Source organism: Pseudomonas sp. A2 (assembly GCF_023100865.1).
Taxonomy (GTDB): Bacteria; Pseudomonadota; Gammaproteobacteria; order Pseudomonadales; family Pseudomonadaceae; genus Aquipseudomonas; species Aquipseudomonas asiatica.
Map to the genome: position 1 here is coordinate 5,893,745 of NZ_CP039127.1, position 19,167 is coordinate 5,912,911.

Here is a 19,167-nt window from a genome sequence, read left to right on the forward strand (position 1 = left end):
AACCCTCACCCTTCGAGGTGTTTCAACATGCGTTTCAAAACCGCCATCGCTGCCGCTGCCTTGCTTTCGCTGCCTATCGGCTCGGCCATGGCCGATACCTTCTGGCGTAACGTGATGACTACTGGTGCTACCACGGCATCGAGCTACCTGACTTCCGGGGATCACAAGCTGGTGATGGCGGCGCAGGATGACGCCGGCAGCTTCGTGGCCAGCGAAGGCGCGATCCGTGGGCCGTTCCTCGAAGCGGCGATTCGCCAGGCTCGCGCGGAGAACCCAGGGATGCAGGCTTCCGACATGGAACTGGCCAATGCCATCCTGGCCAAGAATGCGGTAGCCGAGTAACCGCGGCGCCTGCTTCGCGGGTGAACCCGCTCCCACAGGTACTGCACAGTATTCGAAACTTGTACAAGTCCTGTAGGAGCGGGTTTACCCGCGAAGGGGCCGCCACAGGCAAACCACAATTAGCGATACGCCTCCACCGGCACACAAGCACAGAACAGATTCCTGTCCCCATAAACGTTGTCGACCCGGTTCACCGCTGGCCAGTACTTGTGCTGGCGCACGTGAGCACTGGGCGCCACCGCCTGCTCCAGGCTGTAAGGCCTGTCCCACACCGTCAGCACATCGGCCAGGGTATGCGGCGCATGCTTGAGCGGGTTGTTCTCCGCAGGCCAGTTGCCCTCCTGAACTTCGCCAATTTCCGCCCTAATCGCCAGCATCGCCTCGACGAAGCGGTCCAGTTCAGCCTTCGATTCACTCTCGGTCGGCTCGACCATCAGCGTGCCCGGCACCGGGAACGACATGGTCGGGGCATGGAAGCCATAGTCCATCAGGCGCTTGGCCACGTCCTCTTCACTGATGCCGGTCAGCGCCTTCAGCGGCCGCAGGTCGAGGATGCACTCATGCGCCACCCGCTGGTTGCGCCCGCGGTAGAGCACCGGGAAGGCACCACCCAGCTGGCTGGCCAGGTAATTGGCCGAGAGGATCGCCACCTCGCTGGCATCGGCCAGTTGCGGGCCCATCATGGCTATGTACATCCAGCTGATCGGCAAAATGCTCGCACTGCCCCAGGGCGCGGCGCTGACCGCGCTGTTGTTCGGGTCCAGGCCGGGTACCGGCACCACCGGATGGCTGGCAACGAACGGCTTGAGGTGCGCGCGAATGCCGATCGGGCCCATGCCCGGGCCGCCACCACCGTGGGGGATGCAGAAGGTCTTGTGCAGGTTCATGTGTGAAACGTCGGCGCCGATATCCGCCGGACGCGCCAGGCCCACCTGGGCATTGAGGTTGGCGCCATCCATGTACACCTGGCCACCATGCTGGTGGACCACTTCGCAGATTTCGCGAATCCCCTCCTCGTACACGCCGTGGGTCGATGGGTAAGTGATCATCAGGCACGACAACCGATCCCCGGCCGAGTGGGCCTTGGCCTTGAGATCGGCCAGGTCGACGTTGCCATCGTCGTCGCAATCGACGATCACCACCTCCATGCCGGCCATTTGCGCCGACGCCGGGTTGGTGCCGTGGGCCGACGACGGGATCAGGCACAGCGTGCGTTGCGGCTGGTGGCGGCTACGGTGGTAGCGGGTAATGGCCATCAGACCGGCGTACTCGCCCTGGGCACCGGAGTTGGGCTGCATGCAGATAGCATCGAAGCCGGTAATGGCGCACAGCCAGCTTTCCAGTTCGTCGATCATCGCCTTGTAGCCGGTTGCCTGAGCCGCCGGGGCAAACGGATGCAGCTGGGCAAAGCCAGGCCAGGTGATGGGGATCATCTCGCTGGTGGCGTTGAGCTTCATGGTGCACGAACCCAGTGGGATCATCGACTGGTTCAGCGCCAGGTCCTTGTTCTCGAGTTGCTTGAGGTAGCGCAGCATCTCGGTTTCGCTGTGGTGCAGGTTGAACACCGGGTGGGCGAGGAACGGCGTGCGCCGCACCAGGCTGGCAGGGATGCCTTCGGGCAGCGCCAACTGGTCGAGTGCGGCTATATCCAGGCCGTGATCCACCCCCAGGAAGATATCGAACAGGCGCAGCACGGTCTGCTCCGAGCAAGTCTCGTCCAGGCTCACGCCCAGGTGCCCGCGGCCAAGGATTCGCAGGTTGATCTGGGCGGCCTCGGCGCTTTCGATGATGGCCGCCTGGGCACCGCCGACGTCCAGGGTAAGGGTGTCGAAGAAGTGCTGGTTGAGGCGCTTGATGCCCTTGGCCTCAAGGCCGGCGGCCAGGATGAAGGTCAGCCGGTGCACGCGCTGGGCAATGCGCTGCAGGCCTTCGGGGCCATGGTATACCGCATAGAAGCCGGCAATGTTGGCCAGCAGCACCTGGGCCGTGCAGATGTTGGAGTTGGCCTTCTCGCGGCGGATATGCTGCTCGCGGGTCTGCAGGGCCATGCGCAACGCGGTGTTGCCACGGGCATCGCGCGACACGCCGATGATGCGCCCCGGCATGGCTCGCTTGTAGTCATCGCGGCAGGCGAAATAGGCCGCGTGGGGGCCGCCATAGCCCATCGGTACGCCAAAGCGCTGGGTCGAGCCCAGCACAACATCGGCACCCAGCTCCCCAGGCGGTGCCAGCACCACCAGGCTGAGCAGGTCGGCGGCAACGCAGGCCAGGGCATGCTGGCTGTGCAAATGGTCGATCAGCGGGCGCAGGTCGCGCACCTCGCCGTGGGTATCCGGGTACTGCAGCAAGGCCCCGAAAACCGCGTGTTTGCCAAGGTTATCCACAGAGTCGACGATCAGCTCGAAGCCGAAGCCCTCGGCACGGGTCTTGAGTACCGACAGGGTTTGCGGGTGACAGTGCTCGTCGGCGAAGAAGGCATTGCTCTTGTTGCGCGCCACCCGCTTGGCCAGGGCCATTGCCTCGGCGGCGGCAGTGGCTTCGTCGAGCAGCGAGGCATTGGCCAGGGCCAGCCCGGTGAGGTCGATGACCATCTGCTGGAAGTTCAGCAGCGCCTCCAGCCGGCCTTGGGCAATCTCGGGCTGATAGGGCGTGTAGGCGGTGTACCAGCCCGGGTTCTCCAGCACGTTGCGCAGGATGACCGTGGGGGTGATGGTGCCGTGGTAGCCCATGCCGATCAGGCTGGTCCAGACCTGGTTCAGCCCGGCGTAACCGGCGAGCTTGGCCAGAGCGGCCTGTTCGTCCAGTGCCGGCGGCAGGTCGAGGGGGCGATTGAGGCGGATGTCTGGCGGTACGGTCTGCTCGATCAGCTCACTGCGGCTGGCGACACCCAGCGCGTTGAGCATGGCCTGCTGCTCCGTGGCATCCGGGCCAAGGTGGCGACGCAGGAAAGGGTTGAGCTCTTGCAGTTGATGCAGGGATGGCGACTGGGACATGACGACGCTCTCTTCCTGGAACAGCTCTCATGGAGACTTACAAGTCTAGGAAGGGATTGCCGATTCTGCGGGGAAAGTTGCTCGCAGGCCCGGCCTCTTCGCGGCAAAGCCGCTCCCACAGGGACCGCACAGGTATCAGACGCTGTGCATTCCCTGCGGGAGCGGCTTTAGCCGCGAAGACGGCGACGCGGTCTTACTCGCCGATCGCGGCCTTGTAGCCCGCAGCGTCCAGCAGCTTGTCCAGTTCGGCCGGGTTGCTTGGCTTCAGCTTGAAAATCCAAGAATCGTAAGGTTCTTCGTTGAGCAGCTCAGGGCTGTCAGCCAGCTCTTCGTTGACCGCAATCACTTCGCCACCGACCGGGGCGTAGATGTCCGAAGCGGCCTTGACCGACTCGACCACACCGGCCGCATCGCCAGCGGCGAATACCTTGCCGACTTCGGCCAACTCGACGAACACCACGTCACCCAGGGCTTGCTGGGCGTGGTCGCTGATACCAACAGTCACGGTGCCGTCGGCTTCCAGGCGAGCCCACTCGTGGCTTTCGGCAAAACGCAGTTCGGCGGGGATATTGCTCATGTCTTGAATTCCTCGATTGGCTCAGCGGTACGCCCGCCGGTTAAATATTGTTCAGATCAAAATCTTGCCGTGGCGCACGAAGGTCGGTTTGACCACCCGCACCGGGTACCACTTGCTGCGAATTTCCACCTCGGCCCGGTCGCCGGTGGCCATGGGCACGCGTGCAAGGGCAATGGACTTGCTCAGCGTAGGCGAGAAACTACCACTGGTGATCTCCCCTTCGCCAATCCCGGCTACACGCACCACCTGGTGGGCACGCAGCACGCCACGCTCTTCCAGCACCAGGCCGACCAGTTTTTCCTGCACGCCGTGCTCGATTTCCGCCAGCAGCCCGGCGCGCCCGATGAAGTCGCGCTCGGCCGGCTCCCAGGCGATGCTCCAGCCGAGGTTGGAGGTGAGCGGTGTGTGGTTTTCGTCGATGTCCTGGCCGTACAGGTTCATGCCGGCTTCCAGGCGCAGGGTATCGCGGGCACCAAGGCCGCTGGGGGCGATGCCGGCACCGACCAGGTCGTTGAAGAAGGCCACGGCCTGCTCGCCGGGGAGGATGATCTCCAGGCCGTCTTCACCGGTATAACCGGTGCGGGCAATGAACCAGTCGCCTTCGGCAAAGCCTTCGAAAGGACGCAGTTCGCGGATCAGCGCCGCACGCGAGGGGCTGAGCAGGGCTGCAACCTTTTCTCGAGCATGCGGGCCCTGGATGGCAAGGATGGCCAGGTCTGGGCGGACCTGGAAGTCCACGGCAAAACCGCCACGCTGCTGCTGCAGCCAGTCGAGTACCTTGGCACGGGTGGCGGCGTTGGTGACCAGGCGATAGCCATGTTGTGTGCGGTAGACGATCAGGTCGTCGATCACCCTGCCCTGTTCCTGCAACAGCGGGCTGTACAGCGCCTTGCCGGTGTCGTCGAGGCGGGCCACGTCGTTGGCCAGCAGACGCTGCAACCAGGCGGTGGCGTCGCTACCATCGACATCGATCACGGTCATGTGGGAAACATCGAACACCCCGCAATCGCTGCGCACCTGATGGTGCTCCTCGACCTGCGAGCCATAGTGCAGGGGCATGTCCCAGCCACCGAAATCGACCGTCTTGGCGCCAAGCGCCAGGTGCAGGTCATACAAAAGCGTGCGCTGTCCCATGGGTTTCTCCTTCCGGGCGTGGCGAAGCGGCGGCGGTCGATGACGTCGGGTCGTCAGCTCTTCTTGTGTAGGACCCGCCGCGCGAATGCCGCGCATTGTAGCCGCAAGGGCGCGGGCTGGCACCCTCAGTGACTGTGACCAGGTCGACGTGCCGAACGGCGGATCAGGCCGATGACCGGCAGCAGGCCCACCAGCACCAAGGTCAGTGCCGGCAGCGATGCACGCGCCCACTCACCCTCGCTGGTCATCTCGAACACCCGTACCGCCAAGGTATCCCAGCCGAACGGGCGCATCAGCAAGGTGGCCGGCATTTCCTTGAGCACGTCGACGAACACCAGCAGGGCGGCGCTGAGCGCGCCAGGCACCAGCAGCGGCAGATACACCTTGAAAAACAACCCCGCGCCACCGACGCCGAGGCTACGGGACGCCTCGGGCAGTGACGGGCGGATACGCTCCAGGCTGCTCTCCAGCGGCCCGTAGGCCACCGCGATGAAGCGCACCAGATAGGCCAGCAGCAACGCGGCCAGGCTGCCCAGCAGCAGCGGCTTGCCGGCACCGCCCAGCCAGCTGGACAGCGGGATGACCAGGTGGTTGTCGAGGTAACTGAAGGCCAGCATGATCGACACCGCCAGCACCGAGCCGGGCAAGGCATAGCCAAGATTGGCCAGGCCCACCCCGGCGCGAATACCACCCGTCGGCGCCTGGCGCCGGGCAAAGGCCAGCAGCAACGCCACGCACACCGTGACCAGCGCCGCCATGCCGCCCAGGTACAGGGTGTGCAACACCAGGCCGACATAGCGCTCGTCCAGGTCATGTCGGCCACGCTGCCAGAACCACGCCAGCAGTTGCAGCAGCGGGATGACGAAGGCGCAGGCGAACACCAGCAAGCACCAACCGCTGGCCAGCAACGCCTTGACCCCGTGCAGGTGGTACAACGCCTGCCCGCGCGGCCGCTCGTTGCCGCTGCGGCTGGCCCCCCTGGCACGGCGCTCGCCATACAGCACCAGCATCACCGCCAGCAGCAGCAGGCTGGCCAGCTGGGCAGCGCTGGACAGGCTGAAGAAGCCGTACCAGGTCTTGTAGATGGCCGTGGTGAAAGTGTCGAAGTTGAATACCGCAACCGCGCCGAAGTCGGCCAGGGTTTCCATCAGGGCCAGGGCAATACCGGCGCCGATCGCCGGCCGAGCCATGGGCAGGGCCACGCGCCAGAACGCTTGCAGCGGGGACAGCCCCAGCACCCGCGCGGCTTCCATCAGGCCCTTGCCCTGGGCCAGGAATGCGCTGCGCGCCAGCAGGTAGACATAGGGGTAGAACACCAGCACCAGTACGACGATCACCCCGCCGGTGGAGCGCACCCGCGGCAGGCGCATCGGCCCGAACACCTCGCGCAGTGCGCTCTGCACCGGGCCGGCGAAGTCCAGCAGGCCGACGAAGACGAACGCCAGCACATAGGCCGGTATGGCGAACGGTAGCATCAGCGCCCAGTCCAGCCAGCGCCGGCCAGGGAACTCGCAGAGGCTGGTCAACCAGGCCAGGCTGACCCCCAGTACCGTGACGCCGAAGCCCACACCCGCCACCAGCGTCAGGGTATTGCCCAGCAGGCGAGTCATCTGGGTGTCGAGCAGGTGCGACCAGATCTGCAGGTCGATCGACTGCCAGGACAGCAGCAGGACGCTCAGGGGCAGGAGCACCAGGGCGGCGACCAGGGTGACCGGGAGGTACCAGCGGCGTTGGGGGGCGTGGGGCAAGTTGAATGTCTCTGTGGCTGGTTTGCGACCGCTATGCGGTCGTTCGCGGGCACGCCCGCTCCCACAGGGATCGAGTAATCCTGTGGGAGCGGGCATGCCCGCGAAGAGGCCCTGAAAGGCCCCGGAAGGATAAAGCCTGGCGCTTAGTTCCAGCCAGCCCGATCCATCAAGCGAATCGCTTCAGCCTGGCGCTTGCCAGCGATTTCAACCGGAATGCTGTCAGCCTTGAAGCTGCCCCACGCTGCCACTTCTTCCGATGGCTTGACCTTCGGGTTGGCCGGGAACTCCTGGTTGATGTCGGCGAACAGCTTCTGCGCCTCTTCACCAGTCATCCATTCAACCAGCTTCTTCGCTGCCTCCGGGTGTGGCGCATGCTTGGTCAGGCCGATGCCCGACAGGTTCACATGCACGCCACGGTCACCCTGGTTGGGCCAGAAGATTTTCACCGGCAGTTTCGGGTTCTGGTTGTGCAGGCGACCGTAGTAGTAGGTGTTGACCACGCCCACATCGCACTGGCCGGCCTCGATGGCCTGGATCACTGCGTTGTCGTCGGAGAACACGTCGGTGGACAGGTTGTTGACCCAGCCTTTGACAATCTGCTCGGTCTTCGCCTCGCCGTGGGTCTCGATCAGGGTGGCGGTGAGCGACTGGTTGTACACTTTCTTCGCCGTGCGCAGGCACAGGCGGCCTTCCCACTGCTTGTCGGCCAGGGCTTCGTAGGTGCTCAGCTCTTGCGGCTTGACCCGCTCGGTGGAGTAGATGATGGTGCGCGCGCGCAGGCTCAGGCCGGTCCAGTCGTGGGACGAGGCGCGGTACTGCGACGGGATGTTCTGGTCGATGATGTCGGACTTGATCGGCTGCAGGATGCCCATCTGCTCAGCCTGCCACAGGTTGCCGGCATCGACGGTCAGCAGCAGGTCGGCCACGCCGTTTTCGCCCTCGGCCTTGATGCGCTGCATCAGCGGGGCTTCCTTGTCGGTGATGAACTTGATCTTGACCCCAGTCTTGGCGGTATAGGCATCGAACACCGGCTTGATCAGCTCGTCGATGCGCGAGGAGTACACCACCACTTCGTCCGCTGCCTGGGCGGTGCCGCCGAACAGGGTCAGGGCCAGGGCGGCCAGTAGGGGCTTGCGTGGCAACATGGAAAGCACTCCTCGGATCGTATGAGAGGCGCAAATGGTAGTGAATCCCATTTTCCGACTCATCTACCTAGCCGTTACCGAATGTTGCAGAACTTGCTCCTACAGCTGATCGTGCAAGACCTTCAGGCTTTGGCCAGATCCGGAAGGTCACCGCTCAAACCCAGCGCCTGCCGCACGAACATCGCCTTGGCCTCCGGCATCTGCTCCACCAGCTTCAACCCGCTGTTACGCAACCAGCGCAACGGCAACGGGTTCGCCTGGAACAACCGCTCGAACCCCTCCATCGCCGCCATCAGCGCCAGGTTGTGCGGCATGCGCCGTCGCTCGTAACGGCTCAGTACCTTCACATCCGCCAGCCGCTCGCCACGCTCGCAGGCGTTGACCAGCACCTCGGCCAGCACTGCAGCATCGAGGAAGCCCAGGTTGACGCCCTGCCCGGCCAGCGGGTGAATGGTGTGCGCGGCATCGCCGATCAATGCCAGGCCTTCATCCACATAGCGCTTGGCGTGGCGCTGGCGCAGCGGCACGCACACCCGAGGGTCGGCCTGCAATACATCACCCAGGCGCCCCTCGAAAGCCCGCTCAAGGGCCTTCAGGAACGCAGCTTCATCCAGCGCCATCAACTGCTCGGCATGCTCCGGCGTGGTCGACCACACGATCGAGCACCAGTCCTGCTGGCCGTCGCGGGTCAGCGGCAGGAACGCCAATGGTCCTTCGTCGGTAAAGCGCTGCCAGGCCGTGGCCTGGTGCCCGGCGCTGCAACGCACGCTGGTGACAATAGCGTGGTGCAGGTAATCCCACTCGCGGGTTGCGCAGCCGGCCAGGCGCCGCACTGCCGAGTTGGCACCGTCGGCCGCGATCACCAGCGGCGCACGCAGCTGGCGGCCATCGGCGAGGGTCAGCAGCCACTCGTCGCCGGAGCGGCGCAGCTGTTCGAGCCGCGCATTGGGCAGCAGGCCGATATCGCTGTCATGCAGGCGCTCCAGCAGGCCATCCTGCACCACCCGGTTCTCGACGATGTGGCCGAGCACCTGGGCATGCACGCTGGCCGCCGAGAAGTGAATCTGCCCGGTGCCGCTGCCATCCCATACATGCATGTCCGAGTATGGCGTGGCACGCCGGCGGGCGATGCCATCCCAAGCGCCAAGGCGCTCGAGGATGCGCTGGCTGGCTGCCGACAGCGCGCTGACACGCGGCTCGAACGGGGCCTGGGCATCGAACGGCTTGACCGTCAGCGGGCCGCCGTCGAGCAAGAGGATTTGCAAGCCACTGTGGCGCAACGCCAGGGCCAGGGCGCTGCCGACCATACCGGCACCGACAATCAACAGATCTGCGCGCATTTCCATGCCTTACGCCAGCCTCGCTTGCGGCTTGAGCCGCACATATAGGGTTTTATCGACCCGCGCCACCAGCTCGCCGGCGCCGTCGCGGATATCGACCTGCAAACGCGGCAGGCACTTCTTGCCGGTGGCAGTCTGCTGGCGGATTTCGTCCAGCAGCGCGTCATCGACGTGGAGTTCGGCATACACCGGGCCTTTGCCCGGCGAAATGAAATCGATGCTGGCGGCCTTGTCCCAGACGATGTAGTCACGCCCCAGCTGCTCGATCAACAGCAGCATGTAGAACGGGTCGACCATGCCGTACAGGCTGCCGCCGCACTGGGTGCCGACGTAGTTGCGGTTCCAGCGGGTCAGCTTCATCGCCACCTTGACGCTGCGCAGGTCCGGGCTGATGTGCTGTACGCGGATACCAGCGCCGAGGTGCGGCGGGAACAGGTTCAGCCGCCAGCGCAACAGGCACGCCCGGCGCGCCAGCCTGCGCGTGTTGTCACTCATGCTTGACCTCGCGGATCGGGGCGGGTGCCCAGGCCCATGGCCTGGCGGGCGAACCAGCTTTTGGCCGGTGGCAGCAGGTCGAGCCCGAGCAGGCCAAGGTTGCGGCCGGCGGCCAGCAATGGCTGGCTGCTGCCGAACAGACGGGTGACCTGGTCGGAAAAGCCGATGGTCATGGCCTGGTCCACACGCTGGCGCTGGTGGTAGGCCTGCAATGTTGTCAGGTCGCCAGGCTGCTGCGGGCCGGCCAGCAGCGCCTCGGCAAGCGCCTGCACGTCACGCAGCGACAGATTGAAGCCCTGGCCGGCAATAGGGTGCAGGCTGTGCGCGGCGTTACCCAGCACCACCAGATGCGGCCGCACCTGCTCCTGAGCCTCGATCAGCGACAGTGGGTAGAGGTGCCGCGCGCCGACCTGGCGCAAGGCGCCCAGGCGATAGCCGAACACGCCCTGCAGTTCACGCAGGAAATTGCGCTCGTCGATGTCGGCCAGACGCCGCGCGTCCATGCCCTGGCGGGTCCAGACCAGCGCGCAGCGGTTATCCGGCAGCGGCAGCAGGGCCATGGGGCCTTCTTCGGTGAAACGTTCGAAGGCCTGGCCGCCGTGGGCCTCGCCCGGGGTTATGTTGGCGATCAGCGCGCTCTGTTGGTAGGGCGTGTGGCGCACGTGGATACCCAGTTGTTCGCGCAGGCCGGAACGGCCACCGTCGGCCAGTACAGCCAGGTCGCACTCCAACTGGGTGTCATCGTTCAGCTGCAGGCGGTAACCACCTTCGATGGCCAGCATCGCAGTCACTTCCGCCGGGCAGCGCCAGCTCACCACCTCGCTGTCCAGCCCTTGCCAAAGGCACTGGCCCAGCCAGGCGTTTTCCACCACGTAGCCAAGCGCCGGCACACCCTCTTCCCGGGCATCCAGGCGGGTGGCACCGAAACGGCCGCGGTCGGACACGTGAATCTGCAAGATTGGCTCGGCGCGATGGCCGATAGCCTGCCACAGGCCCAGCTGCTGGTAGATCTGCTGGGTACCGAACGACAGTGCCGACGAACGCGCGTCGTAGCTGGGCTGGAAGCTGTCACCGGGGGCGAACGGCTCGATCAGCAGGATCTTCCAACCTCGCGCCTTGGCACCCGCCTGCAGGGCCAGGGCCAGGCTCGCGCCCACCAGGCCGCCACCGATGATCGCCAGGTTTACCCGATTCATGCCACGTCCTTGCGGGCGGCCTGCATCAGCGCCTCGATCTCGGCGACCGTGCGCGGCACGCCCGAAGTCAGGATTTCACAGCCTTGCCTGGTCACTACCACGTCGTCCTCGATCCTTACACCAATGCCGCGCCATTTCTTGGCCACGGCCTGATTGTCGGCGCCTATGTAGATGCCCGGCTCGACGGTCAGCGCCATGCCGGGTTCGAGCACCCGCCACTCGCCGCCCACCTTGTACTCGCCCACATCGTGCACATCCATGCCCAGCCAGTGCCCGGCGCGGTGCATGTAGAAGGCACGATAGGCCTCGCTGTCGATCAGCGCCTGTACCTCGCCCGTCAGCAGGCCCAGTTCCACCAGGCCCTCGGTGATGACCCGCACGGTCGCCTCATGGGCGTGGTTCCAGTGCTTGCCAGGGGCGATTTCGGCAAACGCCGCTGCCTGGGCCTTGAGCACCAGCTCGTAGATGGCCCTCTGCTCGGGCGAAAAACGCCCGCTGACCGGGAAGGTACGGGTGATGTCGCTGGCGTAGCAGTCGATCTCGCAGCCGGCGTCGATCAACACCAGGTCACCATCCTTGAGCGGGGCGTCGTTCTGCTGATAGTGCAGGATGCAGCCATTGCGCCCGGCCGCGACGATCGAGCCGTAGGCCGGCATCTTCGCCCCGCCCTTGCGGAATTCGTAGTCCAGCTCGGCTTCCAGGCTGTATTCGTGCAACCCGGCCCGGCAGGCCTGCATGGCTCGCACGTGGGCCCGCGCCGAGATGTCTGCGGCAGCGCGCATCACCTTCACTTCCGCTGCCGATTTATACAGACGCATGTCGTGCAGCAGATGATCCAGCGCAACGAACTCGTTCGGCGGCTGGGCACCCAGGCGGGCCTTGGAGCGGATCACGTTGATCCAGTCCATCAGCCGGCGGTCGAACTCGGGGTTGCTGCCCATGGCGCTATACACCCGCTCACGGCCTTCGATCAGGCCCGGCAGGATCTCGTCGATGTCGGTGATGGGGAAGGCATCGTCTGCGCCAAAATCGCGCACCGCACCTTCCTGGCCGGCCCGCAGACCATCCCACAGCTCGCGCTCGGGGTTGCGTTCACGGCAGAACAGCACGTATTCGCCATGCTCGCGACCCGGGATCAGCGCAATCACCGCTTCCGGCTCGGGGAAACCGCTGAGGTACTGGAAGTCGCTGTCCTGGCGGTAAACGTGCTCGACGTCGCGGTTACGGATGGCAACCGCGGCGGCGGGCAGGATGGCGATGCTGTTGGGGACCATCTGCGCCATCAGCGCCTTGCGCCGACGGGCATACTCGGCCTTGGGAATGTGGCTCATGGGCAGACTACCCCTGGTTGATCAGTGCAGCGATGGCTTGGGTGCAGGGGCGGCCGGCTTGGCCAGCTCGGAGAACAGCAGCAACGGCGCCACACGCAGGTATTCCATGACTTCCATGTAATCGCTCTCGCCATCCTCGGACTCCTCGAGGGCTTCCTGGACCTGGGAAATGGCCACCAGGTCCTGCAGCACTTCCTTGGCCTCGTCGGACAGGTCCTTGCCACCGGCATTCAGGCCGAAACCGGTGATGAAGCCCTGGCACCACTGGCCCAGCGCGGTGGCGCGATCGCTCAGGGCGGCGTCGTCGGAAGGCAGCAGCAGGACGATCGCCATGTCGTCGCTGGTCAGTTCGCCCTTGACCATTTCCTGCAGGCCGACCAGGGCGTTGCGTACGGTGTCACCGGGCTCGGTTTCCAGCAGCTGGGCGGCATCGGCCAGCCAGCCGTCGGCGTCGAAGCCGGCACCGGCGCAGCTGCGGCCGATCAGCAGGCCGTGCAGTTCGGCCGGGGTTACAGGATGGCCATTGCTGGACAGCAGCATGGCGAAGGCGATGTAGGGCGATTGGGTATTGGGCATGGGCAGCTAGGCGCCAGACGGCGCAATGACTAGAATGGAGACCTTGTATCCTAGCACCGGCAGGCGCGCCAAGACCATCGGCACTGGCCGTCGCCGCCCAGGGAGAGGCATCATCGCCAGGTGACTCAACGACGGAGCGAATCGAGTGCAACCCACGCAAGAGAACGACCTGCAGGCACTGATGAGCCGATTCGAGTTGCTGATCGAACGTGTCGAGCAACTAAAACGGCAAAATGCACTCCTAGTAGCTCAGGAAAAGTCCTGGCGCGAAGAGCGCGCCCACCTCATCGAAAAGAACGAGATCGCCAAGCGCAAGGTCGAGTCGATGATTTTACGCCTCAAGGCTCTGGAGCAAGACTCATGAGTTCAAGCAATAGCGTCACCGTGCAGATCCTCGACAAGGAATATTCGATCATCTGCCCGCCGGAAGAGCGCAACAACCTGGTCAGTGCCGCGCGCTACCTGGACGGCAAGATGCGCGAAATCCGCAGCAGCGGCAAGGTGATCGGCGCCGACCGCATCGCGGTCATGGCAGCGTTGAACATCACCCACGAAATGCTGCACCGCCAGGAAGACCGCAACGATGCCCCGGCAGGCGGCACCACCCGCGAACAGGTGCGCGACCTGCTGGAACGGGTCGACCAGGCACTGTCCGACGACGCGGATACCAAAATCGGCTGAGATTGGTATACTGGCGCCACTCCCTGGGGGATGCGCCAGTCGGTTATGTCCCTGAGCCGATACGCACAACCACGGGGGTTGCACGCTGGGGCAGGTGTGCATGTCCGCCCGACGGAAAGCCTTAACGCCCCCTGCAATCTCCACCTTGAACTTTCGGGTTCAAGGGCTACACCGATAGCGGTCTTATCGGGGAGCCTGAATTCTCTTGCCCGCCCCTTCCGGCGGGCAATTCGTATTGGCCGACCACGTCGGCCAGCACCTGGGATCGCCCGTGCCATGACCGACACCGCGCAGCTCACCCGCCCCCAGCTCCGTCGCCTGCTCCGCAATGCCCGCCGCGCCCTTACCCCTGCCCAGCAACGCCAGGCCGCCCTTGGCCTGTATCGCCAGCTGGCGCAGCACCCGCTGTTCCGACGCGCCCGGCACATTGCCCTGTACCTGCCCAACGACGGCGAGATCGACCCTTACCTGCTGCTGCGCGAAGCCCAGCGCCGCGGCAAGCGCACCTACCTGCCGGTGCTGCACGCCTGGCCGCGCACGCGCATGGTGTTCCAGCGCTTCGAGCAGGGCGAGAAGCTCAAGCCCAACCGCTTTCGCATTCCCGAGCCGGTCACCGAGCGCAAGCGCCAGCGCCCGATCTGGTCGCTGGACCTGATCCTGCTACCGCTGGTCGGTTTCGACGAAGTGGGCGGTCGCCTGGGAATGGGCGGTGGTTTCTATGATCGCAGCCTAGCCTACCAGGCGCGTCGCCAGACCTGGAAAAAGCCGTTGCTGTTGGGGCTGGCACATGAATGCCAGAAGGTCGAGCGGCTGGCTCAGGCCAGTTGGGATGTACCGCTGCAGGGGACGGTCTCGGACCGTGGCTGGTACCTGGCGCCGCGTTGAGCGGCGCCAGCGGGGGCATCAACGTTGCGGCTGGCTGGCGTCGACCGGCATCTGATAGGCGTTGTCCAGCTTGCGCTCCCAGAACCCTTGCGCATAACCGGTAGTGACCACACCCAGGCCGAAAATGAACACCAAGACCCACAACAGATCCGGCTTGTTACGTTGATTCATCGAAGATTGCCCCCCAGGCAAACTGTTCACGCTCGGCAACTTTCTGGGTATTGCCGGAGCATCGCGCTTTAAACGGGGCGCATTTTCCGACAACCTGCGTCTGCACGCAAACCTTGACGCCAACCGGCTGTCGGTTTCGTGCAACAGGTTATTTCAAACCTTTTCAGGAGCAGCACCCATGGCCTACTGGCTGATGAAATCCGAGCCCGACGAGCTCTCCATCGAAGCCCTCGGCCGGCTTGGCGAAGCGCGCTGGGACGGCGTGCGCAACTATCAGGCACGTAATTTCCTGCGGGCCATGAGCGTTGGCGACGAGTTCTTCTTCTACCACTCCAGCTGTCCGCAGCCGGGCATCGCCGGCATTGCCAGGATCACCCGCGCAGCCTACCCGGACCCAACCGCGCTGGACCCGCAGAGCCCCTACTACGATGCCAAGGCCACGGCCGACAAGAACCCTTGGAGCGCGGTCGATGTGGCCCATGTGCAAACCCTGCCACGGGTGCTGGAGCTAGGCTGGCTGAAACAGCAGACAGGCCTGGCCGAACTGCCGCTGGTGCAGAAGGGCAGCCGCCTGTCGGTGATGCCGGTGACGCCAGAGCAATGGGCGGTGATTGTCGCTTTGCGTTGAAACTGCGGCTAAGGTCAGTCTTTGCGCAGTTACTCGGTAATGTGGGAGCGGCCTTGCGTCGCGAAAGGGCTGCGAAGCAGCCCCATAGATTTGTGCAGGGGCGCGAAAATCCTGGGGCCGCGTTGCGCGCCCTTTCGCGACACAAGGCCGCTCCCACAGGCACCGCATAAGGACTTTGACCGGCATCAACACATCGCTCATGGCCGCAGGCCATGATGCAGTGTGCATGACCGCAAGGATGCAGACCGATGAACCGATACGCCCCCAGGATCTTCGCCACCGCGCTGATCGCCCTACTCGCAGCAGCCGGTGGGCTGGGGTACTGGAAGTCGATCCACGACCAGTTGCCCGAAGGCCTGAGCATGGGCAACGGCCGCCTGGAAGCCACCGAAGTGCAGATCGCCAGCAAAATCCCTGGCCGCCTGGCCGAGGTGCTGGTCGACGAAGGTGACAAGGTGTCTCGCGGCCAACTGCTGGCGCGCATCGACACCCGTACCATGGAAGCCCAGCGCAGCCAGGCCGAAGCCGAAGTGCTGCGCGCCCGGGAAAACTACGCCGCCGCCCAGGCCAGCGTGCAGCTGCGCCAAAGTGAACTGCTGCTGGCCAGCCAGGAGCTCAAGCGCGTGCGTGAGATCTTCCAGCGCAAATACGCTAGCCAGCAATTGCTCGACCAACAGCAGGCGCGCTTCGACACAGCCAACGCCGCCGTGGTCGCCGCCCGCGCCCAACTGGCGGCGATCAAGGCCGCCATCGGCGCCGCCGAGGCCCAGGTAGCGCAGCTCACCAGCGAAATCGACGACAGCAGTCTGCGCGCACCGATCAGTGGCATCATCCAGCTGCGCCTGGCCGAGCCCGGTGAAGTGCTGGGTGCCGGCGGCCGCGTGCTGATGCTGATCGACCCCAGCGACCAGTACATGAACCTCTACCTGCCGGCGGCCACCAGCGGCCGACTGACCGTCGGCGACCAGGCGCGGATCGTGCTCGACGCCCTGCCCGAGCGGGCGCTGCCGGCGAAGGTGGCCTTTGTCGCGGCCAAGGCCCAGTTCACCCCCAAGCAGGTGGAAACCCGCGACGAGCGGCAGAAGCTGGTGTTCCGGGTCAAGCTGCGCCTGACCGACCCGGGCGCCGTGCCGCAGGCCAAACCGGGCATGCCAGGCGCCGGCTATGTACGCACGGCTGAGGTGGACTGGCCGGCCAACCTGCAATGAACGCCCCGGCACTGCTGGCCGAGGGTATCAGCCATCGCTACGGCGACCTGGTGGCCCTGCATCCCCTCGGGTTCAGCCTGCCGGCGGGCACCCGTTGCGCGCTGATCGGCCCTGACGGGGCTGGCAAATCGACCCTGCTGGGGCTGATCGCCGGCGTCAAGCGCCTGCAACAGGGCGAACTGCAGGTGCTGGGTGGCTCGATCCGCCAGCGGTGCCATCGCGCGGCGCTGTACCCGAAAGTGGCGTTCATGCCGCAGGGGCTGGGCAACAACCTGTATCCGGAGCTGTCGATCAGCGAGAACATCCGCTTTTTCGCCACCCTGTTCGGCCTCGGCCGTCGCGAATGCGAACAGCGCATGGCCAACCTGCTACAGGCCACCGACCTGCAGCGCTTTGCCGAGCGCCCGGCGGGCAAACTGTCGGGCGGCATGAAGCAGAAGCTTGGCCTATGCTGCGCGCTGATCCACGAGCCGGACCTGCTGATCCTCGACGAGCCGACCACCGGCGTCGACCCACTGTCGCGGCGGCGCTTCTGGCAGCTGGTCGAACAGGTACGCGCACAGCGCCCGCAACTGACCCTGCTGGTGGCCACCGCCTACATGGAAGAGGCCGAACAGTTCGAGCATTGCCTGATGCTCGATGGCGGCCGCCTGCTGGCCGCCGGCCCCAGCCATGAGCTGAGCGCAGTCACCCCCAGTGGCAAGCTGGACGACGCCTTCACTCACTACCAGGGCGCGGGCAAGGCACAACATCGTCCGCTCATCATTCCACCGCGCCCGGCCACTGACACCTCGGTCGCCATCGAGGCTCACGACCTGACCCTGCGCTTTGGCGATTTCACTGCCGTGAACAAGGTCAGCTTCGCCATTGGCCGCGGGGAGATTTTCGGCTTCCTGGGCTCCAACGGCTGCGGCAAGACCACCACCATGAAAGTGCTCACCGGCCTGATGCCGGCCAGCGAAGGCAGCGCCAGCCTGCTCGGCCGCCCGGTGGATGCCAGCGACCTGGCCACGCGCAAGCGGGTCGGTTTCATGTCGCAAAGTTTTTCGCTGTATGGGGAGCTCAACACCCGGCAGAACCTCACTCTGCATGCACGCCTGTTCGACCTGCCCAAGGCCGAGAGCGCCCGGCGCATCGACGAGCTGATCGAGCGCTTCGACCTGGGTGCCATCGCCGACCAGCCATCCGGCGCCCTGCCCCTCGGCCTGCGTCAGCGCCTGTCACTGGCGGTAGCGGTGCTGCACCGACCGGAAGTGCTGATCCTCGACGAACCCACCTCCGGTGTCGACCCGGCTGCCCGTGACGACTTCTGGCGCCTGCTGGTGGAGCTTTCACGCGAGCAGGGCGTGACCATTTTCCTTTCTACCCACTTCATGAACGAAGCCCAGCGCTGCGACCGTATCTCGCTTATGCATGCAGGCCGGGTGCTGGCCTGCGACACGCCGGATGCCCTGCAACGCCACTATCAGGGCAACACTCTGGAAGACGCGTTCGTGCGCTGCCTGGAACAAGCTCAGGAACTGGCGCCGCAAGCCACCGGCAACGCCGTGCTGGAACAGGCCGCCGCGCCTGCGCCGCCGCTGCGCCAGGGCTTCAGCCTGCGTCGCCTGCTGGCGGTGGCCAGCCGTGAGGGCAAGGAGCTGTTGCGCGACAAGGTGCGCCTGGCCTTCGCCCTGCTGGGGGCGATGTTCATGATGGTGATCTTCGGCTATGGCATTTCACTGGATGTGGAAAACCTCGCCTTCGCCGTACACGACCAGGACCAGAGCCCGCAAAGCCGTGCCTACCTCGAAGCCTTCCGTGGTTCACGCTATTTCGCCGAACAGGCGCCCATCCGCGACACCCGCGAAATGCACCAGCGCCTGCAGCGCTCGGAAATCAAACTGGCACTGGAAATTCCACCCGGCTTCGGCCGCGACCTCTATGCCGGGCGTCAACCGGTGGTGGCCGCCTGGCTCGATGGCGGTATGCCGTTCCGCGCCGAAACCAGCCGCAATTACGTGGAAGCCGTGCACCAGGCCAACCTCGAGCAACTGGCCAAAGCCAGCCCACAACCGCAGCCGCGCCAGGACCTGGTGCGCCTGGAAACCCGTTTTCGCTACAACCAGGATGTGGTCAGCGTGAACGCCATCGGCCCAGGGGTAATGGCGCTGATCCTGGCCTTCATCCCGGCCATGCTCACCGCGCTGGGTATCGTCCGCGAGAAAGAGCTCGGCTCCATCACCAACTTCTACGCCACACCCCTCACCCGCCTGGAGTTCCTCCTCGGCAAGCAGATGCCCTACCTGGCCGTGAGCCTGGTCAACCTGGCACTGCTGGTGGCGATGAACCGCTGGCTGTTCGCCGTGCCGCTAAAGGGCAGCGTGCTCGCCCTGGCCTGCGGCGGCGTCGCCTACCTGCTGGCTACCACCAGCCTGGGCCTGCTGATCTCGGCCTTCACCCGCACCCAGATCGCCGCCATCCTGGGCACCATGATCATCACCAGCCTGCCGACCATCCAGTTCTCCGGGCTGATCGTGCCACGCTCGTCGCTGGACGGCGCGGCGGCGGTGATGGGCCAACTGTTCCCGGCGGGCTACTTCCTCGATATCTCGGTCGGCACATTCACCAAAGCGCTGGGACTGCGCGAGCTGTGGCCGCAGTGCCTGATCCTGCTCAGCTTCTTTGCCGTGTTCACGGGCCTGAGCCTGGCCATGCTGAAGAAGCAGGAGGCCTGA

18 protein-coding genes and 1 other RNA gene are annotated in these 19,167 nt (G+C 65.2%); 8 read left to right on the plus strand and 11 right to left on the minus strand.

What is annotated here, in order from left to right:
- Window positions 1-27: 27 nt before the first annotated feature.
- A complete protein-coding gene (locus E5221_RS27225) occupies window positions 28-342 on the plus strand; it encodes a DUF2388 domain-containing protein (protein ID WP_003259356.1) in 315 nt (104 codons plus the stop codon).
- A gap of 119 nt (window positions 343-461) precedes the next feature.
- On the opposite strand, the gene gcvP is transcribed toward E5221_RS27225, so the two are convergent.
- The 10 genes from gcvP to E5221_RS27275 all read right to left on the minus strand — a co-directional run bounded on the left by gcvP (window position 462) and on the right by E5221_RS27275 (window position 12,877).
- A complete protein-coding gene (gcvP, locus tag E5221_RS27230; protein WP_061550272.1) occupies window positions 462-3,335 on the minus strand; it encodes an aminomethyl-transferring glycine dehydrogenase in 2,874 nt (957 codons plus the stop codon).
- 193 nt (window positions 3,336-3,528) lie between these two features.
- Window positions 3,529-3,912: a glycine cleavage system protein GcvH gene (gene gcvH, locus E5221_RS27235; RefSeq protein ID WP_013974715.1), complete on the minus strand. Its 384-nt coding sequence runs from the start codon at window positions 3,910-3,912 to the stop codon at window positions 3,529-3,531.
- 51 nt (window positions 3,913-3,963) lie between these two features.
- Window positions 3,964-5,046, minus strand: coding sequence for a glycine cleavage system aminomethyltransferase GcvT (gene gcvT / locus E5221_RS27240; protein ID WP_015272229.1), 1,083 nt, complete (start codon window positions 5,044-5,046; stop codon window positions 3,964-3,966).
- 125 nt (window positions 5,047-5,171) lie between these two features.
- Window positions 5,172-6,794, minus strand: coding sequence for an iron ABC transporter permease (locus E5221_RS27245; protein WP_061550271.1), 1,623 nt, complete (start codon window positions 6,792-6,794; stop codon window positions 5,172-5,174).
- A gap of 143 nt (window positions 6,795-6,937) precedes the next feature.
- On the minus strand, window positions 6,938-7,939 hold the full coding sequence (locus E5221_RS27250; protein ID WP_013974718.1) for an extracellular solute-binding protein: 1,002 nt from the start codon (window positions 7,937-7,939) through the stop codon (window positions 6,938-6,940).
- A 122-nt stretch (window positions 7,940-8,061) separates the two neighbouring features.
- The gene (locus tag E5221_RS27255) at window positions 8,062-9,279 is read right to left on the minus strand and encodes a 2-octaprenyl-3-methyl-6-methoxy-1,4-benzoquinol hydroxylase (RefSeq protein WP_177328631.1); all 1,218 of its coding nucleotides are present in this window, start codon (window positions 9,277-9,279) and stop codon (window positions 8,062-8,064) included.
- Window positions 9,280-9,288: 9 nt separating this feature from the next.
- Window positions 9,289-9,774, minus strand: a complete 486-nt coding sequence (locus E5221_RS27260) for a DUF4442 domain-containing protein (RefSeq protein ID WP_013974720.1) — start codon at window positions 9,772-9,774, stop codon at window positions 9,289-9,291.
- Window positions 9,771-10,970, minus strand: coding sequence for a 2-octaprenyl-6-methoxyphenyl hydroxylase (ubiH, locus tag E5221_RS27265; protein ID WP_247846705.1), 1,200 nt, complete (start codon window positions 10,968-10,970; stop codon window positions 9,771-9,773). Before ubiH ends, E5221_RS27260 begins: the two co-directional genes overlap by 4 nt.
- A complete protein-coding gene (pepP, locus tag E5221_RS27270) occupies window positions 10,967-12,301 on the minus strand; it encodes a Xaa-Pro aminopeptidase (RefSeq protein ID WP_003259366.1) in 1,335 nt (444 codons plus the stop codon). The genes ubiH and pepP overlap by 4 nt, the downstream gene beginning before the upstream one ends.
- Before the next feature lie 21 nt (window positions 12,302-12,322).
- Window positions 12,323-12,877, minus strand: a complete 555-nt coding sequence (locus tag E5221_RS27275; RefSeq protein WP_003259367.1) for a YecA family protein — start codon at window positions 12,875-12,877, stop codon at window positions 12,323-12,325.
- Window positions 12,878-13,058: 181 nt separating this feature from the next.
- Here E5221_RS27275 and E5221_RS27280 point away from each other — a divergent pair, with 181 nt between their 5' ends.
- From E5221_RS27280 to E5221_RS27295, 4 genes are all read left to right on the plus strand, one after another.
- Window positions 13,059-13,241, plus strand: coding sequence for a TIGR02449 family protein (locus tag E5221_RS27280; protein WP_029886233.1), 183 nt, complete (start codon window positions 13,059-13,061; stop codon window positions 13,239-13,241).
- Window positions 13,238-13,558, plus strand: a complete 321-nt coding sequence (locus tag E5221_RS27285; RefSeq protein ID WP_003259368.1) for a cell division protein ZapA — start codon at window positions 13,238-13,240, stop codon at window positions 13,556-13,558. Before E5221_RS27280 ends, E5221_RS27285 begins: the two co-directional genes overlap by 4 nt.
- Window positions 13,559-13,575: 17 nt before the next feature.
- Window positions 13,576-13,755, plus strand: a non-coding RNA gene (gene ssrS, locus E5221_RS27290) — 6S RNA.
- A 79-nt stretch (window positions 13,756-13,834) separates the two neighbouring features.
- A complete protein-coding gene (locus E5221_RS27295) occupies window positions 13,835-14,443 on the plus strand; it encodes a 5-formyltetrahydrofolate cyclo-ligase (RefSeq protein ID WP_003259369.1) in 609 nt (202 codons plus the stop codon).
- 18 nt (window positions 14,444-14,461) lie between these two features.
- Here the strand turns inward: E5221_RS27295 and E5221_RS27300 are convergent, their stop codons facing one another.
- Window positions 14,462-14,614, minus strand: coding sequence for a hypothetical protein (locus E5221_RS27300; protein ID WP_170033651.1), 153 nt, complete (start codon window positions 14,612-14,614; stop codon window positions 14,462-14,464).
- A gap of 178 nt (window positions 14,615-14,792) precedes the next feature.
- Between E5221_RS27300 and E5221_RS27305 the strand changes: the two genes are divergently transcribed.
- From E5221_RS27305 to rbbA, 3 genes are all read left to right on the plus strand, one after another.
- The gene (locus E5221_RS27305; protein ID WP_039612292.1) at window positions 14,793-15,242 is read left to right on the plus strand and encodes an EVE domain-containing protein; all 450 of its coding nucleotides are present in this window, start codon (window positions 14,793-14,795) and stop codon (window positions 15,240-15,242) included.
- 248 nt (window positions 15,243-15,490) lie between these two features.
- Window positions 15,491-16,450, plus strand: a complete 960-nt coding sequence (locus tag E5221_RS27310; RefSeq protein WP_039612293.1) for an HlyD family efflux transporter periplasmic adaptor subunit — start codon at window positions 15,491-15,493, stop codon at window positions 16,448-16,450.
- Window positions 16,447-19,167, plus strand: coding sequence for a ribosome-associated ATPase/putative transporter RbbA (rbbA, locus tag E5221_RS27315; protein ID WP_247846706.1), 2,721 nt, complete (start codon window positions 16,447-16,449; stop codon window positions 19,165-19,167). The genes E5221_RS27310 and rbbA overlap by 4 nt, the downstream gene beginning before the upstream one ends.

Excerpts from the sequence above, each read along its gene's own strand:
- E5221_RS27225 (WP_003259356.1), top strand. The coding sequence starts at position 28 with ATGCGTTTCAAAACCGCCATCGCTGCCGCTGCCTTGCTTTCGCTGCCT.
- E5221_RS27250 (WP_013974718.1), bottom strand. The coding sequence starts at position 7,939 with ATGTTGCCACGCAAGCCCCTACTGGCCGCCCTGGCCCTGACCCTGTTC.
- E5221_RS27305 (WP_039612292.1), top strand. The coding sequence starts at position 14,793 with ATGGCCTACTGGCTGATGAAATCCGAGCCCGACGAGCTCTCCATCGAA.
- E5221_RS27285 (WP_003259368.1), top strand. The coding sequence starts at position 13,238 with ATGAGTTCAAGCAATAGCGTCACCGTGCAGATCCTCGACAAGGAATAT.
- E5221_RS27260 (WP_013974720.1), bottom strand. The coding sequence starts at position 9,774 with ATGAGTGACAACACGCGCAGGCTGGCGCGCCGGGCGTGCCTGTTGCGC.
- gcvP (WP_061550272.1), bottom strand. The coding sequence starts at position 3,335 with ATGTCCCAGTCGCCATCCCTGCATCAACTGCAAGAGCTCAACCCTTTC.
- E5221_RS27275 (WP_003259367.1), bottom strand. The coding sequence starts at position 12,877 with ATGCCCAATACCCAATCGCCCTACATCGCCTTCGCCATGCTGCTGTCC.
- pepP (WP_003259366.1), bottom strand. The coding sequence starts at position 12,301 with ATGAGCCACATTCCCAAGGCCGAGTATGCCCGTCGGCGCAAGGCGCTG.
- E5221_RS27280 (WP_029886233.1), top strand. The coding sequence starts at position 13,059 with ATGAGCCGATTCGAGTTGCTGATCGAACGTGTCGAGCAACTAAAACGG.
- gcvH (WP_013974715.1), bottom strand. The coding sequence starts at position 3,912 with ATGAGCAATATCCCCGCCGAACTGCGTTTTGCCGAAAGCCACGAGTGG.
- E5221_RS27295 (WP_003259369.1), top strand. The coding sequence starts at position 13,835 with ATGACCGACACCGCGCAGCTCACCCGCCCCCAGCTCCGTCGCCTGCTC.
- ubiH (WP_247846705.1), bottom strand. The coding sequence starts at position 10,970 with ATGAATCGGGTAAACCTGGCGATCATCGGTGGCGGCCTGGTGGGCGCG.
- rbbA (WP_247846706.1), top strand. The coding sequence starts at position 16,447 with ATGAACGCCCCGGCACTGCTGGCCGAGGGTATCAGCCATCGCTACGGC.
- E5221_RS27310 (WP_039612293.1), top strand. The coding sequence starts at position 15,491 with ATGAACCGATACGCCCCCAGGATCTTCGCCACCGCGCTGATCGCCCTA.
- gcvT (WP_015272229.1), bottom strand. The coding sequence starts at position 5,046 with ATGGGACAGCGCACGCTTTTGTATGACCTGCACCTGGCGCTTGGCGCC.
- E5221_RS27255 (WP_177328631.1), bottom strand. The coding sequence starts at position 9,279 with ATGCGCGCAGATCTGTTGATTGTCGGTGCCGGTATGGTCGGCAGCGCC.
- E5221_RS27300 (WP_170033651.1), bottom strand. The coding sequence starts at position 14,614 with ATGAATCAACGTAACAAGCCGGATCTGTTGTGGGTCTTGGTGTTCATT.